Origin of the sequence: Gryllotalpicola reticulitermitis (genome assembly GCF_042651345.1) — a bacterium.
GTDB lineage: Bacteria > Actinomycetota > Actinomycetes > Actinomycetales > Microbacteriaceae > Gryllotalpicola > Gryllotalpicola reticulitermitis.
The window spans coordinates 565,500-580,958 of sequence record NZ_JBHSCN010000005.1 but is presented as its reverse complement, the minus strand read 5'-3'; the positions used below and the strand labels follow the sequence as shown (position 1 = coordinate 580,958).

15 protein-coding genes are annotated in these 15,459 nt (G+C 69.0%); 9 read left to right on the top strand and 6 right to left on the bottom strand.

Going from position 1 to position 15,459, the window contains the following annotated elements; all coding sequences use genetic code 11:
• Nucleotides 1–42: 42 nt before the first annotated feature.
• A complete protein-coding gene (lpdA, locus tag ACFOYW_RS09855; RefSeq protein ID WP_390228755.1) occupies nt 43–1,446 on the bottom strand; it encodes a dihydrolipoyl dehydrogenase in 1,404 nt (467 codons plus the stop codon).
• 165 nt (nt 1,447–1,611) lie between these two features.
• Between lpdA and ACFOYW_RS09850 the strand changes: the two genes are divergently transcribed.
• The 3 genes from ACFOYW_RS09850 (at nt 1,612) to ACFOYW_RS09840 (ending at nt 4,918) form a co-directional block, all read left to right on the top strand.
• Complete coding sequence (locus tag ACFOYW_RS09850; protein ID WP_390228754.1) at nt 1,612–2,985, top strand: LLM class flavin-dependent oxidoreductase; 1,374 nt, start codon at nt 1,612–1,614, stop codon at nt 2,983–2,985.
• Between the two features lie 71 nt (nt 2,986–3,056).
• On the top strand, nt 3,057–4,346 hold the full coding sequence (locus ACFOYW_RS09845; RefSeq protein ID WP_390228753.1) for an O-acetylhomoserine aminocarboxypropyltransferase/cysteine synthase family protein: 1,290 nt from the start codon (nt 3,057–3,059) through the stop codon (nt 4,344–4,346).
• Between the two features lie 2 nt (nt 4,347–4,348).
• Nucleotides 4,349–4,918, top strand: coding sequence for a CoA-binding protein (locus ACFOYW_RS09840; RefSeq protein ID WP_390228752.1), 570 nt, complete (start codon nt 4,349–4,351; stop codon nt 4,916–4,918).
• A 21-nt stretch (nt 4,919–4,939) separates the two neighbouring features.
• Here ACFOYW_RS09840 and ACFOYW_RS09835 read toward each other — a convergent pair whose 3' ends face one another.
• The gene (locus ACFOYW_RS09835; RefSeq protein ID WP_390228751.1) at nt 4,940–5,353 is read right to left on the bottom strand and encodes a hypothetical protein; all 414 of its coding nucleotides are present in this window, start codon (nt 5,351–5,353) and stop codon (nt 4,940–4,942) included.
• Nucleotides 5,354–5,532: 179 nt separating this feature from the next.
• Here ACFOYW_RS09835 and ACFOYW_RS09830 point away from each other — a divergent pair, with 179 nt between their 5' ends.
• Together ACFOYW_RS09830 and ACFOYW_RS09825 are read left to right on the top strand one after the other, a co-directional pair.
• Complete coding sequence (locus ACFOYW_RS09830; protein WP_390228750.1) at nt 5,533–6,234, top strand: HAD family hydrolase; 702 nt, start codon at nt 5,533–5,535, stop codon at nt 6,232–6,234.
• Between the two features lie 87 nt (nt 6,235–6,321).
• Nucleotides 6,322–6,675 (top strand): hypothetical protein, encoded by a 354-nt coding sequence (locus ACFOYW_RS09825; RefSeq protein WP_390228749.1) that lies wholly within the window; start codon nt 6,322–6,324, stop codon nt 6,673–6,675.
• Nucleotides 6,676–6,711: 36 nt separating this feature from the next.
• Here the strand turns inward: ACFOYW_RS09825 and ACFOYW_RS09820 are convergent, their stop codons facing one another.
• The gene (locus tag ACFOYW_RS09820; RefSeq protein WP_390228748.1) at nt 6,712–7,095 is read right to left on the bottom strand and encodes a response regulator transcription factor; all 384 of its coding nucleotides are present in this window, start codon (nt 7,093–7,095) and stop codon (nt 6,712–6,714) included.
• Between the two features lie 136 nt (nt 7,096–7,231).
• A complete protein-coding gene (locus tag ACFOYW_RS09815; RefSeq protein WP_390228747.1) occupies nt 7,232–7,864 on the bottom strand; it encodes a ScbR family autoregulator-binding transcription factor in 633 nt (210 codons plus the stop codon).
• A 141-nt stretch (nt 7,865–8,005) separates the two neighbouring features.
• Here ACFOYW_RS09815 and ACFOYW_RS09810 point away from each other — a divergent pair, with 141 nt between their 5' ends.
• The 3 genes from ACFOYW_RS09810 to ACFOYW_RS09800 all read left to right on the top strand — a co-directional run bounded on the left by ACFOYW_RS09810 (nt 8,006) and on the right by ACFOYW_RS09800 (nt 12,133).
• Nucleotides 8,006–8,806, top strand: coding sequence for a response regulator transcription factor (locus ACFOYW_RS09810; protein ID WP_390228746.1), 801 nt, complete (start codon nt 8,006–8,008; stop codon nt 8,804–8,806).
• A 343-nt stretch (nt 8,807–9,149) separates the two neighbouring features.
• Complete coding sequence (locus ACFOYW_RS09805) at nt 9,150–11,147, top strand: GAF domain-containing sensor histidine kinase (RefSeq protein ID WP_390228745.1); 1,998 nt, start codon at nt 9,150–9,152, stop codon at nt 11,145–11,147.
• Nucleotides 11,148–11,311: 164 nt separating this feature from the next.
• On the top strand, nt 11,312–12,133 hold the full coding sequence (locus tag ACFOYW_RS09800; RefSeq protein ID WP_390228744.1) for an AfsA-related hotdog domain-containing protein: 822 nt from the start codon (nt 11,312–11,314) through the stop codon (nt 12,131–12,133).
• A 105-nt stretch (nt 12,134–12,238) separates the two neighbouring features.
• On the opposite strand, the gene ACFOYW_RS09795 is transcribed toward ACFOYW_RS09800, so the two are convergent.
• Nucleotides 12,239–12,877 carry a hypothetical protein gene (locus ACFOYW_RS09795; protein WP_390228743.1) on the bottom strand — a complete coding sequence of 213 codons (639 nt, stop codon included), beginning with the start codon at nt 12,875–12,877 and terminating at the stop codon, nt 12,239–12,241.
• Between the two features lie 94 nt (nt 12,878–12,971).
• Complete coding sequence (locus ACFOYW_RS09790; RefSeq protein ID WP_390228742.1) at nt 12,972–14,984, bottom strand: glycosyltransferase family 39 protein; 2,013 nt, start codon at nt 14,982–14,984, stop codon at nt 12,972–12,974.
• A gap of 167 nt (nt 14,985–15,151) precedes the next feature.
• Here ACFOYW_RS09790 and ACFOYW_RS09785 point away from each other — a divergent pair, with 167 nt between their 5' ends.
• Nucleotides 15,152–15,457 carry a hypothetical protein gene (locus ACFOYW_RS09785; protein ID WP_390228741.1) on the top strand — a complete coding sequence of 102 codons (306 nt, stop codon included), beginning with the start codon at nt 15,152–15,154 and terminating at the stop codon, nt 15,455–15,457.
• Nucleotides 15,458–15,459 lie beyond the last annotated feature (2 nt).

Genomic DNA, 15,459 nt, shown 5'->3' with positions numbered 1-15,459 from the left:
GCTCTCATCGAGAACGTGCGCCCTCTCGGCGACGCGCCGGGGTCAGAAGTTGATCATGTGCCCCGTGAGGCCGTGGAACGCCTCCTGCAGCGCCTCCGACAGCGTGGGGTGCGTGTGCACGTTGCGGGCGAGCTCGAACGCACCGAGGTCCCACTTCTGAGCGAGCGTCAGCTCGGGCAGCAGCTCGGAGACATCCGGCCCGATCAGGTGCGCACCCAGCAGCTCGAGGTGCTCCTTGTCGGCGATGACCTTGACGAAGCCGGTCGGGTCGGCGAGGCCGTGCGCCTTGCCGTTCGCGGTGAACGGGAACTGGGCGACGACGACGTCGCGGCCCTCGGCCTTGGCCTGCTCCTCCGTGAGGCCGAACGAGGCGACCTGCGGCTGGCAGAACGTCGCGCGCGGCATCATGCGGTAGTCGCCGAGCGTCATGGTCTCGGCACCCCCGATGGTCTCGGCCGCGACGACGCCCTGCGCCTCGGCCACGTGGGCGAGCTGCAGCTTCGCCGTCACGTCGCCGATCGCGTAGATGTTCGGGACGTTCGTGCGCATGTTGTCGTCGATCGCGATGGCGCCGCGCTCGGTGAGCTGCACGCCGGTCGACTCGAGGCCGAAGCCGCTCACGTTGGGGGCGAAGCCGATCGACATGAGCACCCGGTCCGCGGTGATGGAGCCCTGCACCCCGTCCTTGTTCCCGCTGTAGGTCACCGTCACGCTGTCGCCGTTGTCGACGACCGTCTCGACCTTGGTGTCGACCTTGATGTCGACGCCGAGCTTGCGGTACTGCTTCTGGATCTCCTTCGAGACGTCGGGGTCCTCGTTGGGGAGCGCACGCGGCAGGAACTCGATGATCGTGACGTCGACGCCGTAGTTCTTCAGCACGTAGCCGAACTCCATGCCGATGGCGCCCGCGCCGACGATGACGATCGACTTCGGCAGCTCGCGGTTCAGGATCTGGGACTCGTAGGTCACGACGTTGTCGGAGAGCTGCACGCCGGGCAGCAGGCGCACGGTCGAGCCGGTCGCGATGATCGCGTTGTTGAACGAGACGATCTCGGTGCCGCCGTCGGACTTGGCGATCTCGATCGTGCCGGCGTCGAGGAAGCGGCCGCGGCCGTCGTACTCGGTGATGCTGTTCTTCTTCATCAGGAAGTGCACGCCCTTGACGCGGCCGTCGGCGACCGTGCGGCTGCGGTCGAACGCGGCACCGTAGTCGAACGTGACCTCGCCGGAGATGCCGAAGGTCTTGGCGTCGTTGTGGAAGATGTGGGCGAGCTCGGCGTTGCGCAGCAGCGCCTTCGAGGGGATGCAGCCCACGTTGAGGCAGACTCCGCCCCAGTACTTCTCTTCGATGATGGCGGTCTTGAGACCCAGCTGAGCCGCGCGAATGGCGGCGACGTAACCGCCGGGGCCGGCTCCGAGAACAACGACGTCGTAGTGTGCACTCACCCCTCAAACCTATTCCGGCGTGCGTGTTTCCGCTTAATCGTGCGCGGCAGGAAATCGGCCGCGCCACGCGCACCGCGTAACACGACGACGCACGGCTTGGGGCTGGGACCGCGGGCAGGGACGCTGAAATCACCCCACTCAGCTGCGAGAAGAGAGAACATACGGATGCCCGAGCCGAAGCGCCTGATCGTCAACGTCTTCGAGATGGCCTGCGTCAGCCACATCACGCACGGCCTGTGGCGCCTTCCCGACAACAACAGGCACCGGTTCGCGGAGCTGTCGTACTGGACTGAGCTCGCACAGCTCGCCGAGCAGGGCGGCCTCGACGGCATCTTCCTCGCCGACGTCGTCGGCGCGTACGACACCTTCCGCGGCGGACCCGAGACGGCGATCCGCGAGGGCCTGCAGATCCCGAACCTCGACCCGCTGCTCGTCATCCCGGCGATGGCGACGGTCACGCAGCATCTCGGCTTCGGGGTGACGTTCTCGACGACCTACGAGCCGCCGTTCGCGTTCGCGCGGCGCATGTCGACGCTCGACGCCCTGACCGGCGGCCGGGTGGGCTGGAACATCGTCACGTCTTACCTCAGCAATGCGGCGCGCAACTTCGGCCTCGAAGACCAGATCCCGCACGACGAGCGCTACCAGATCGCCGACGAGTACCTCGATGTGCTCTACAAGCTCTGGGAGGGCTCGTGGGACGACGATGCCGTCGTGAACGACCCGGTCGCCGGGATCTACAGCGATCCGGCCAAGGTGCACGCGATCAATCACGTCGGCAAGCACTTCACGGTGGCGGGCCCGCACCTGGTGGCACCCACCCCGCAGCGCGTGCCGCTGCTCTTCCAGGCGACGGGGTCGCCCGCGGGCATCGCGTTCGCGGGCAAGCACTCGGAGGTCGTCTTCACGGGCGGCCGCACGGTCGAGGATTTCCAGAGCAACGCGAATCGGATGCGTGACGCGGCGGAGTCCCAAGGCCGCGAGCGGGGTGATGTGAAGTTCGTGGTGCAGGCCGGCGTCATCGTCGGCCGGACCGAGTCGGAGGTCGCCGACAAGGAGCGCCTCTTCCAGGAGTACTCGAGCCTCGACGGCGTACTCGCCCACAGCGGCTTCCCCTTCGACATCACCGCGTACCCGCACGACTCGCTCGTCTCCGACGCCATCGCCGACGCGGGGCTGCCGGCGGAGCATCCGGTCGCGAAGCGCTTCGCGGAGGGCGCGACGATCGGCCAGGCGCTCGAGGAGCTGCGCCACCAGCGGCACGACCGGTTCTATGTCGCGGGCACGCCGAAGGTGGTCGCCGACGAGATCGAGAAGTGGCTCGACGAGGACGGGATCGACGGCATCAACCTGCGCCAGTACCACTCGTATGACACGGTGCGCGACTTCGTCGAGCTGGTCGTGCCCGAGCTGCGGCGTCGCGGCCGGATCCGCGAGGAGTACACGCCGGGCGAGACGCTGCGCGAGCGCTACTTCGGCGCGAGCCGGCTGCCCGAGAGGCACCCGGCGGCACGTTACCGGGGCGGCAAGAACCTCTGATCGGCGGGCGGTGTTGCGATGCGTGACACCGCCCGCCGCCCGGCTGCGTGCGGCCGGATAGCGTGGGGACCATGGCAGACCGCGAATACGGATTCCGCACCCGGGCGATTCACGCCGGGAACATCCCCGACCCCGTGACAGGCGCCCGCGCCCTGCCGATCTACCAGTCGAGCTCCTTCGTCTTCGACGACACGGCCGACGCGGCGGCCCGCTTCGCGCTGCAGAAGTACGGCAACATCTATTCGCGGCTCGCGAACCCGACGGTCGCGAGCTTCGAAGAGCGGGTCGCGAGCCTCGAGGGCGGCCTCGGGGCCGTCGCCACGGCATCCGGTCTGTCTGCGCAGTACATCGTGTTCGCGTCGCTCGCGGGCGCCGGCGACCACATCGTCGCCTCGGCGAACCTCTACGGCGGCTCCATCACCCAGCTCGACGTGGCCCTGCGTCGCTTCGGGGTCGAGACGACCTTCGTGCAGTCGTCGGAGGCCGCCGACTACGACGCCGTGATCACCGACAAGACGAAGGCGCTCTTCGTCGAGACGATCGCGAACCCCTCCGGCGAGATCGCCGACCTCGAGGCGCTCGCGGCGGTCGCGCACGCGCACGGCATCCCCTTTATCGTCGACTCGACCATCTCGACGCCGTATCTCAACCGGCCGATCGAGTGGGGCGCCGACATCGTCACGCACTCGGCGACGAAGTTCCTGGGCGGCCATGGCACGACGCTCGGCGGCGTAGTGGTCGAGTCGGGCCTGTTCGACTGGAACACCGACAAGTTCCCGCTGTTCGGGCAGCCGGTGCCGAGCTACGGCGGGCTCGAGTGGTCGGGCAACTTCGGCGAGTACGGATTCCTGACCCGCCTGCGCGCTGAACAGCTCCGCGACATCGGGCCGGCGCTCGCCCCCCACTCCGCGTTCCTGCTCGCGCAGGGTGTCGAGACCCTGCCGTTCCGCATGCAGGCGCACGTGGACAACGCGCGAACGGTGGCCGAGTGGCTTGCCCAGGACCCGCGCATCGAGCGTGTGGCCTGGGCCGGTCTTCCCGACCACCAGCATTTCGAGCGCGCGCAGAAGTATCTGCCGAAGGGCCCGGGCTCGGTCTTCAGCTTCGAGGTGAAGGGCGGCCGCGCGGTCGGGCAGAAGCTCATCGAATCCGTGGACCTCGCGAGCCATCTCGCCAACATCGGCGATGCGAAGACGCTGATCATCCACCCTGCGTCGACGACGCACGCGCAGCTCTCGGAGCAGCAGCTGATCGATGCGGGCGTGCTGCCCGGCATCGTTCGTCTCTCAGTCGGCATCGAAGATGCCGACGACATCATCTACGACCTTGACCAGGCGCTTACGCTGGCCGTGGAGGCATGATCATGACTGACACTCTCGTCGAGACCCGGCTCACCAACGGGCTGTCCTGCGCGCTGCCGGCGAGCTCGCCCCTCGCCAAGCTGCTGAAGTCGCAGCGCACCTGGTTCGGGCCCGACGCGCGGGCGCGGCAGCGGATCCTTCGCGAGGCGAAGTCCGTCGCGATCGTCGGTGCGTCGCCGAATCCGACTCGCTCCTCGTACTTCGTCGGCACCTACCTGCTGCAGTCGAGCGACTTCCGCGTGTACTTCGTGAACCCGAACGCCGAGACGATCCTGGGCCAGAAGGCCTACCCCGACCTCGCCTCGCTCCCTGAGGTGCCCGACATCGTCGACGTGTTCCGCAAGGCATCCGACATCCCCGCCGTCATCGACGACGTGGTCGCGATCGGTGCGAAGACGGTCTGGGTGCAGCTCGGCATCTGGAACGAGGAGGCCGCGTACTACGGCGAGTCGAAAGGCCTCACGGTCGTGATGGACCGCTGCATCAAGGTCGAGCACGCCCGCTTCCACGGCGGCCTGCACCTACTCGGCTTCGACACGGGCCAGATCAGCGCGAAGAAGCTCGCGCGCTAGCCGTTCGGCCTCGGTGCCGGCTCAGCGCTGAGCGACGAGCGGCGTCGCCATTCGCAGGCCGCTCTGCGCCTCCCACCGGCCGGCCAGGAGGCTGTAGTCGACGAGGAAGGCGAGCGCACTGCGCTGCGCGGATTCCGCGAGCGAGACCAGCATCTCGCGAGCGCGTCCGGTCGCCGCGGCGGCCGCTGCCCGCGCGTGCCGGGCGATCACCTGGTCGGGCTCGGCGGGCTCGTGCACGGTGTGCGTCTCGAGTGCGGAGCTGAGGCGCCCGAGGGCCTCGATGTCATTCGGCGTCAGGGGTGCGGCGGGTCGTCGGGGCACTTGGCCGCGCGCGCTTTCCTCTTCGGCGATGCGGTGTGCGACGCTCGACGCGGCGCTGAGCGTCAGCGCCACCGCGAGCATGCCCGCGGTGGCGAAGTCACTCGTGTACAACATGCATCTATGATAGGCAGGTCCCGGGCTGGGCGGCTGAGAGAGAGCTGTGCGCGGAGGACGATTTTGTCTTCGAATGCGTGCTCTGCGCCGCCGCGCAGACACGTAACATGCGCGTGCTAGCTTCAGATCGGGCCGGCCGCCTACCCGAGGCGGCCGACGAGTGAGAGGCGTCAGCCGGCGTGAGCGGAGTTGCGTTCTTCGACGTTGACGAGACACTGGTCTCGGTGCGCACCCTTGAGTCCTTCCTCATGGCATACCTCAAAGAGGTGCCGTCGATGATCTCGATGGAGCGGCTGCAGCAGCTCGCGAAACAGGTCGTCGAACTCGATCGTGAGGAGTTCAACCGCATCTACTTCGCGATCTGGGCCGGCCAGCCGGTCGAGCAGGTGCTCGAGATCGGCGAGCGCTGGTACGCGGCCAACGAGGGCACGTCGGGCTTCTATCGCCCGAACGTGCTCGGTCGTCTGCGCAAGCACCAGGCCGACGGTGACCGGGTCGTGCTGGTCTCGGGCTCGTTCGCGGCGCCGCTGCGGCCGATCGCCGCCGCCGTCGGAGCCGACCACGTCTTCTGCACCGAGCTCGAGGTCGCGCCCGACGGCACCTACACCGGCGTCATCGCCGCCGCGATGATCGGCGAGGACAAGCGGCGCGCGGTCGAGTCATATCTGGCCGAGCTGACGCCCGGCTCTGCACCCCTGGCTGACTCCTCTGCGCCGCCTGTGCAGACATGGGGCTATGGCGATCACCCGAGTGACCTGGCGCTGCTCGAAGGCGTCACCGACCCGGTCGTCGTCGGCTCCGACCCGGCGATGCTCGCCGTCGCGCAGGAGCGCGGCTGGCCCGTGTGGCCGATCGACCAGCCCTTGGCTCCGCGTGGCTGAGCCCAGTGACGGCGCGGATGTTCGGTCAACAATGCACACCACGGTAACGTTTTAACGACCCGCAGTTCCGCACACCGAGAGGTCAGCATGTCATCGATTTCCCAGGCGCTCCACGAACTGCTGAACGACGCCGACGCGTCTGTCGACGAGGTGCTCTCGCGGCACTTCACCGACGACTACCGTCAGAGCACCAACGGTGAGTGGGTCGACCGCGCCGGCTTCGCGCAGCAGATGACCTACCTGCGCTCGGTCACCGACGGCGCCGAGATCGAGGTCGTCGCGGAACTCGTGCAGGGGGCGAGCTACGCCGAGCGGCACATCATCCGAGTGACCCAGCGCGACGGCGTGATCGCCGCGCAGGAGGCGTACCTCTTCGCGCAACTGGCGGCAGACGGGCGATTCAGCTCGCTCGAGGAGCTCACCCGCCCCCTCGCGGACTGAGGTCGGGCGACCCCGACCTCGACTCTGGCCGCGAGCTCAGGCGCTGCGGCTCTCGTGCAGGTGCTCGTCGACGCGGGCACGCAGTTCGCGCGGCCGGAACGGCTTCGAGATGTAGGCGTCGGCACCGGCGGCCAGGCTCTCGAACTCGTCGGCGTCGGTGACGCGCGCGCTCAGCACGACGATGAGCGCTGAGCTCGTCGCGCGGATCCGCTTGGTCGTCTCGATGCCGTCGATTCCAGGCATCCGCAGGTCGACCGTGACGACGGCGGGGTCGTGCTCTCGCACCGCGGTGATGCCGTCGATCCCGTTGGTGGTCGGAACGACACGAAGGCCGGCGTGCTTGAGCACGTCGCAGATCAGTGACCGGATTCCCTCGTCGTCTTCGATGACGACCGCCGTCCGGCGTGCGCGCTCACTCACTTCTGAGCGCAGGGCTGGAGGGTCGATTCACCCAAACTGTTCACCGGTTCGACTCCCTTACTCGAGCGTGCTCAGCTAATCTAGACGCACGTCTCGTGGTCGCCAAACCCCCAGCGCTGGGGTAGCGGGGTGGTGATCAGTATGCCTCGGACTGCTGCGCAAGTCGCGCAACGCGTTCAACGGGGTCGGTGACGCCGAGACCCGGGAGCATCAGAGTCCAGTAACGCTGCACCCGCCCATGAATGTCCTGAGCACGGGTGAGCCGGTGAGCGACCTGCTGCACGCCGGTGAACGCCTCGACGAGCACCTCGGCCGCCCCCTCGAGATCGAGCACCGGCTGCAGCTCGCCATTCGCGTTCGCCTCGGCCAGCAGATCACGCGTCACGCTCATCCAGCTGACGAACGGCGTAGGAAGGTCGACGCCGTGCAGGCCGGCGTCGTGCTGCAAGCGGATGCCCGCGCGCACCAGCACGTCGTCTCGGAAGCGCTGTGCCACCGCGAACGCGAGCAGGATCATCGCGTCGAGACCGCTGTAGCCGTCGGTGCGGATGCCGCTGAGCACGTCTTCCCACTGCCGGTACTGCGCTTCGACGACCTCTCGCGCCAGCGACGCCTTCGACGAGAAGTGGTAGCTCATCGCGCCCTTGGTCTTGCCGAGACGAGCGGCGATGCTCGACAGCGACGCGGCGGCGTAGCCGACCTCGTCGAACTCAGCCGCAGCGGCGCGGGTGATCTCGTCGCGGCGAGCGCTGGCCCTCGGCTGTGTCATGGTGGCTTCAAGCCTAGGGGCCGCGGGCCGAGAGACGCATGCGCGCGCGTGCACCGGCCCGTTTGCGACCATCCGCGCGAACCATCGTGCGGAGGCCGCGTGTGACTGGGGGCAGGTTGCGGGATTGCTACGCTTCGGATCATGAGAGCGGGTGCAGGGGACAGCGCCGTCGTCGTCGAGGATGATGACGGCATTCGGGAGCTCATCGGCACGGTGCTGCAGCAGATCGGACTGCAGGTCATCGCGGTCGGTAATGGCGTTGACGGCATCGCGGCGGTCGCAGAGCATTCGCCCGTCCTCGTGACGATCGACGTCAACATGCCCGGAATCGACGGCTTCGAGACGGCGAAGCGCATCAGGGCCATCAGCAGTGCCTACATCATCATGCTCACGGCGCGAGATGAAGAGATCGATGCGCTGCAGGGCCTCGGCGCGGGTGCCGACGACTATGTGCTGAAGCCGTTCCGTCCGCGCGAGCTGCGAGCCCGGGCAGAGGCGATGCTGCGCCGGCCGCGTGTGGTCGAGGCCGCCCCCACGGGCGATGGGCCGACCGGGGGCACGGGCCCCGTCGTCGTCGCCGCACCGGCGGAGGAGCCGCCGCCGTCTGCATCAGGCGGCGTGCTGCAGCACAACGGCGTCGTGCTCGACCCCGATGCGTACGTCGTCAAACGCGACGGCGCTGAGCTGAGTCTCACCCGAAGCGAGTTCGAACTGCTGCACGCCCTGCTCGAATCGGGGCGCCGCGTGCGGAGCAAAGACGAGCTGGCGCGACTGCTGCGCAGCAGTGACTACGTCGTGAACCCTTTCATCGGTGATGCCGACCGCAGGGGCGTCGAAGTGCACATCGGAAACCTGCGCAAGAAACTCGCAGACAGCGCAGCCGACCCCTACCTCATCGAGACAGTGCGCGGCGTCGGCTACCGGCTCGCTGCGGCCCGCTGACGGCGGTTACACAACATTACGGGCCCCTTACCCCCAGAAATTGGGGTACGCGAACCGCTGAATACCGCTTCTCTCGGGTAGAGAAGCGCCTGCGGTGCCAGTAGGCTGAAAGTCCAGTGCCGTTATGGTCAGCTTCCGACCGTGCACTGTACCGAGGGCGCCTGATTTCGGGTTGAGGGCATCTCGGACCCTTGGGGGGAGGGGGCGCCCATCATTCGGGTTGAGGGCGCCCCCAACAAGGTTGAGGGGCTATCGTCTTTTTTCTGGCGATGAGATAAGTCTGCCGGGGCGGCCAGCAGGTTCCGCGCCGGAAACGCTCAAGAAACCTCAAGACTTGCGCAAGATGAACGGAGGCCTCGCCATTCCCAGGGTGCAGATCGTCGCGCCGACGCCCGAGGCCGCCGCAGCGGCGCGTTCCGCCGTCGCCGCAGCCGGCATCGGAGACGAGGTCGCCGGCGTCGTGAGTGAGGTCGACGGCTCCATCGACGAGCCCGTTCTCATCGTCGCGGACACGCTGTCCGAGATCGACGAAAGCGCCCTCGTGGACATCGTCGACTACGACTTCGTGCTGACCACAGACGTGCCGGCCCAGCTCACCGACCGTCTCGGCCTGCTGCACCGTCGCTGCGAGCGTCGGATGGAGCGGCTCGCCGAGGTCGAGGAGCTGCGCAGGCGCACGATGGAGCTGACCTGGAACCTGCACGCCGAGCGCGACATCCCCGCACTGGCCCGAGCCGTGCTCGCGGGGCTGCACCAGGTATTCGCGTGCGCCTCCGCCGCGGTCGTGATTCCCGCGGAGGCCCACTTCAGCGACGGTGCGTACGCCGCCGCCGCATGGATCTCGCGGGCTGGCGAGCCTCCCAGGCCCGCGCCCAAACTGGGGCGCATCGTGGGCCGCGCCTTCGAAAAGCTGCGCCAGAGCGCCGGCTCGCCGATCGCGATCGATGGCGGCGATGTGCTCGACCTGACCCGCGCCGAGGCGCCCGAGCTGCTCACTCAGGCATTCGGCTCGCGCGCGCAGCGCCTTGTCGCCGTGCCGATCCGCCTCGACAGCGAGGTGCTCGGCGAGCTGATGATCGTCGACACGGATGCCCCGGCGCAACGCTCTGCGCTCGAGAAGTCGATGCTGTCCCGGGTCGCGCTGCAGGTGGGCCGGGCGGTCTCCGAAGTGCGCGCACGCTACCGCCAGCAGCAGACCAACAACCAGCTCTATGAGGCGTCGGCGGAACTGCAGCGGCTCGTCGACGAGCGCGACGACCTCGGGGTCGTGATCCGTTCGATCGCCGACGCGATCAACGTCGGCGTGCTCTTCTACGACAACGAGAACCACCCGCAGCTGCACAACCGCATGGTCGAGAAGATGCTCGGGCTCACCGGCTTCGACCCGGCGACAGGTCGTAGCACCCACGTCTACGCATCCGATCGCCGCACTCGCGTGAAGCAGGACAAGAACATCGTCTCCGAGACGCTCGAGGGCGACTCGCGCGGCCTCATCTACTGGATCGGCGACCCCCAGGCGGGCGAGCAGCGCGCCGTCGTCACCGAAGCGCACGTCATCACCCGGCCCGACGGCGAGAGGCTCGGCGCCGCCGTCGTGACCTACGACGTGACCGATCTCGCGAACGCCATCGAGATCCGCGAGGAATACCTCGCGACGGTGTCCCACGAGCTGCGCACTCCGCTCACGTCGATCGTGGGGTACCTCGACCTCATCGACGACGCCCACGACGTCGAGGCGCTCGGCTTCGGCAAGGAGTTCCGGACCATTCAGCACAGCGCCGAGCAGATGCTCGCGCTGATCCGCGACCTGCTGAGCACCAGCACGCGCGAGCTCACGCTGCGCATCGAGCCGACCGACGTCGGCGCCGTCGTGACCCAGTCGGTCTCGACGCTGCGCCCGACCGTCGCCGCAGCGCATCAGCGCCTGGTGCTCGATCTGCCGGAAGGAACCGTCCTCGCCCACGTCGACGGCCCGCGGGTCAAGCAGGTCGTCGACAACCTCATCTCGAACGCGGTCAAATACACGCCCGACGGCGGCACCATCACGGTCACGCTCGCGCGTGACGATGAGTCGATCACGATCAGCGTCGCCGACACCGGGCGCGGCATCAAGAAGACCGACCAGTCGCGCCTGTTCGACCGCTTCTTCCGGGCTCGGGAAGCCCGGGAGGCGGCGATCCAGGGCGTCGGCATCGGGCTCACCATCGTCAAGACGATCGTCGACGGGCACGGCGGCGAAGTGACCGTCACCAGCGAGCCGGGGCACGGCTCGACGTTCACCGTGCAGCTGCCCGTGCGCGTCGGGACCACCCCGCTCGCGACTTTGGCTATGCAACCCTGATTGGGGTAGCCGGGAACCGAAGCGGACCCTCTCCGTCCGGCTGAGTGCCGGTTACTGTGGGAATGCCGCGATCGCCGCCCGAATCGGCGAACGCGGTGTGCAGTTGATGTTTCTGCGCCCGCGCACCGCGTTGCCGCGACCCGACCAAGCTGTAGGTGCCCCACATGCCCCTGATTGACAGAAGTGCCGCTCACCGCTCCACCCGATCGGAGTCGCTCGTCTGGGCGATCGAGCGCGCGGGCGAACAGGCGTGGCGCGCCGATGTCGAGATTCCGCGCAGCCACTGGCTGTGCCACCCCGTGCCGGACCGCGTCCCGGTCACCCTGCTCGCCGAGGCATTCCGCCAGGCCGGCCTGGCGATCTGCGTCGCCGGCCTCGGCATGGGGCAGTCGGTGCGCTTCGTCGTCTCCGACATGACGGTCCGGGTCGAGACCGACGAGCTGCGCTTCCCGCGCTTCGGTGCGCTCGACGGCAAGCTCGAGGCCGACTTCACGGGCATCCGCTACCGCAAGGGCGTGCCGCACGTGCTCGAGGTCGACTACCGCCTGCCCGGCCTCGCGTCAGGGCACGTCAACGCGCAGGTGCTCGCCGATCGCGACTACCGGGCGATCCGGCGCAACGCGGTCGAGTTCACCGATGCGGCGCTCGGTGCGGGGGCCGAGCTGATCCAGGTCACCGACCGCGGGCCCGGCACTATGACCGCGCGCCTCGGGATCGACGAATCCGATCCGTTCTTCTTCGACCATCCCGTCGACCACGTGCCGGGCATGCTGCTGCTGCACGCCGCCGAGCGCATTCACGAGGGTGAGCTCGGCACCGCGCCCCGCTTCCTCACGATCTCCTTCCCGGCGTTCGGCGAGCTGCGCTCGGCGACCGACCTGCAGGCCACGCTCACCGGGCATGGCGTCGAGACGTCGTTCGCCCAGGGTCACCGGGTGATCGGAACGGCGCGCTCTGACTCCACCCCGTACCGCGCTGTCGCGTGAACTCGGCTGTCGCGTGATGTCGGCTGTCGCGTGAACTCGGCCGCAGCGACCCGGGCGTGCCGGCGCGCCGGTCGTTGCGGTGCGCCGCCCGCGGGCGCGTGCCGGTCAGCGGCGGCGCGGCTGCCGACGGCGACCGAAGACGAGCGTGGCGGCGGCGCCGAGGATGATCGCGCCGCCCGCGCCCCACACCACGCCGGCGTTCACCGTGGAGCCGGTCGCAGCGAGCTGCGTCGTCGCGGCTGCCGGGGGCGGATCTGCCGGCGCGTCGGCGGAAAGCTTGACCGGGGAGTCAGGGGGAGAGTCCGCAGCGGCGACAACCGGGCACTCCGTGCTGCCGGGGGTGTTCACGGTGACGGCGCCGTACGAGGTCGCTCCGCCGCCGAGCTGCGCGAGCGAGACGTCATAGCTGCCGACGGCGCTCGTCGGAAAGGTGAGGTCGACGGTCGCTGCGCCTCGGGCGGTGCTGGTCAGCGAATAGCTGGTCTGCGCGGCGAGGAAGACGCCGGGCAGGGCTGCGTCGTCACCGGTCCCGGTGACCGTCTCGAGCAGCGCGCGCGATGCGCCGAACGTGCCTGTGGGCAGCTGATGATGAAGCGTTCCGCCGGCGCAGACGGCTGCGCTCCAACTGGCCTGTTTACTGGGCGCATACGGCGCAGGCGACGCTGCCTGAGCCGCGAGGGGTGTGGCCACCGCGAGGACGGTCGCCGCGGCCGCCACCGCTGCAGTGCGGAGGAGTGCGGGCATTCGGGTCACCGACTTTCCTAAAACGAATAATCCTCACGTTATGTGGGAAAGTCGATTCGTGAATGTCCCCGATCGGGTATCACCCTGATGGGGGTCAGGCTTTGGCGCGGCAGTCGTAGAGGGTCTGGCCCTGGCTCGTCCCGGATCGGAACTCGCCGGCCAGCGCCGGCGTGCAGTGCCCGCGGACCCATGCGCGCGCGGCGTCGAGAGTCGGGTTGGCCGGCCTCGGCACATCCGGGTCGGCCAGCAGGACATATCTGATGGTCCCCGCGCGCAGGTACGCCCTGAGCTGCGCCAACGTCGGCGTCGGCGCCTGCTGGGAGAATCCGCCCATCGGAATCGCGTCGTCATGGGTCTCAAGAATCACGCTGACGGCGACGGCGAGGGTGTCCGTCGCGAACAGCGGGTGCCGGTCGCCCGCGCGCGCGACGACGTAGTCGACCAGCTCGCGCTGCTGCGGCGTGAGCGCGAGATCGTGCTGCACGGCGAACGGAGCCCGCAGACGGATGCCCGAATGCTGGTCGCTCGTGGCGGTGGCGGTGGCGGTGGCGGGCGCGGTGGCTGCGGTGGCGGCGCGCGGCTGCGCAGCGGACGTGTGCGCACCGGGCCGCGGACCTGCCCAGGCATCCGATGCGCTGCCGCCGAGGCCCGGGAAGATCACGAGAGTCGACCACGCGACGGGGGCCACGGCGATGGCGACGATCATCGTGATCGCGGCGGCCCGGCGGCCGCTGCTGCTGCGTTGCGCCGTCACCAGCACGAGCGTCGCGATCACGCCGACCGCCACGACGACGAGCGCCGACCACCGTGCCGGCGCCGGGCCGGTGGCCGAGACCACCGTCTGCCAGGCCGTGCTCGCGAGCATCACGCCCGGAGCGGCCCACCGCCAGCGCGGGACCCGGTCGCGCCACCAGTCGAACAGACGCATGCCGCCGGCCACGGCCAGCAGCACGAGGGGCACGGCGATCGGCCCGTAGTAGGTGGCGTGCGGCACCCAGGCGGCGGCGAGCAGCAGCGCGGTCACGCCGAACCACGCGACGAGACCGACGAGCATGGCGAGGTCGGCTCGCCGGCCGGCGAGGGAGGCGCCTGCGGGCAGGCGTCGACGGATGCCGGGAAGCAGAAGGGCCGTCTCGATCAGCGCTCCGGCGAAGGCGACGGGGTACAGCCACCCGATCTGGGTGGCGAGTCCTGGCAGCAGCATCTTGACCGGGCTGTGCTGCGGATTGAGCCAGACATCGTGCACCGGCGCGGACGGCGCCCCCTGGCCGCCGCCGGCCGCCGAGTCGAGCTGAGGGACACTGCCCGGCCACAGCCCGGGCACGATGCGGTCGATGCCGTTGTAGCCGAACACCATGGTGAAGAAATTGCCGTCGGTCGTCCCGTCGGCGAAGGGGCGCACGGCCGCGGGAACCAGCTCGATGACCGTGATCCACGAGATCGATGCGAGAAGCATGGCGACGGCGCCGATCGCCGCCCAGACCACCCTGCGGGCCACCCGACCACGCGTGCCGAGAAGATAGATCAGGAGCACCGCGGGCACGATGAACCACGCCTGCAGCATCTTGGCCTGAAATCCGACCCCGACCCAGCAGGCGGCGAGCAGCAGCCAGCGGCCGTGGCCCGAGAGGGCCGCACGCTGCGCGGCGAGCACGGCGAGAGCGCACGTCATGGTGAGCATGCCGTCCTCCATCGGGCGGCCGAACATCGCGGCGAGCATCGGCGTGAATGCGACGCCGCCCGCCGTGAGAACCCCGGCGAGGGTCCCGCGCCAGCGCACCGCGATGGCCCATGCGGCCAGCACGGTGATGACGCCTTCGATGGCCTGAGGCAGGCTCATCGCCCAGGCGTGCACGCCGAAGATGCGCACCGCGAGAGCCTGCGGCACGAATGCCCCGGACAGCTTGTCGAGCGTGATGGTCGCGGCCGGGTTGAGCGCGCCCGTGAGCAGCGCGAGCGGGCGTCGCGACATGCTGACCGCCGAGGCGGCGTAGTACGGGGACACGCCGCTGTAGCCGATTCCCCAGGTGTACAGCAGCGCCGCGGCGCAGAGCAGGCTCGCGAGCGAGATGAGCGCCCAGCGTGGCTGCCCGCGAAACACATGCACGCGCTCATCGCACCATGCGCGGCCTAAGAAGCCGCCGAGCGCCGCGTCACGATCGATAACACATGCGAAAGGCGGTGTATAGCCCACCAGGTAAAACTTGTTGGTGTACTTTTCACCGCATAGTCTCACCATGTACGGATGTAGTGATCTACGGAGGGTGGGGGCACATGACGCTCGCGGAGATGGCACCGGCAACGACCTGTTCGGCGGCACCGCCGGAAACCGCGCTGCTGCGCACGCGCTCGGTGGAGGCGGGCCTCGTCGAGGTCACGGTCGGCGACGAGGTCGTCGGGTTCCTCGAGCTCGCGGGCGGCGTCTGGGTCGCACTGTGCGGCCCGGTCTACTCGTGGGCGACCGAGGTCGGGCAGCACGCCGACCCCGACGTTGCGGTGCTCACCCTGTTCACGAGCGGCATGAAGCCGGCCGGCCCCACGGGTCTGCCTCACGGCGGCGGCCCGCGGCTGTTCCTCTAAGC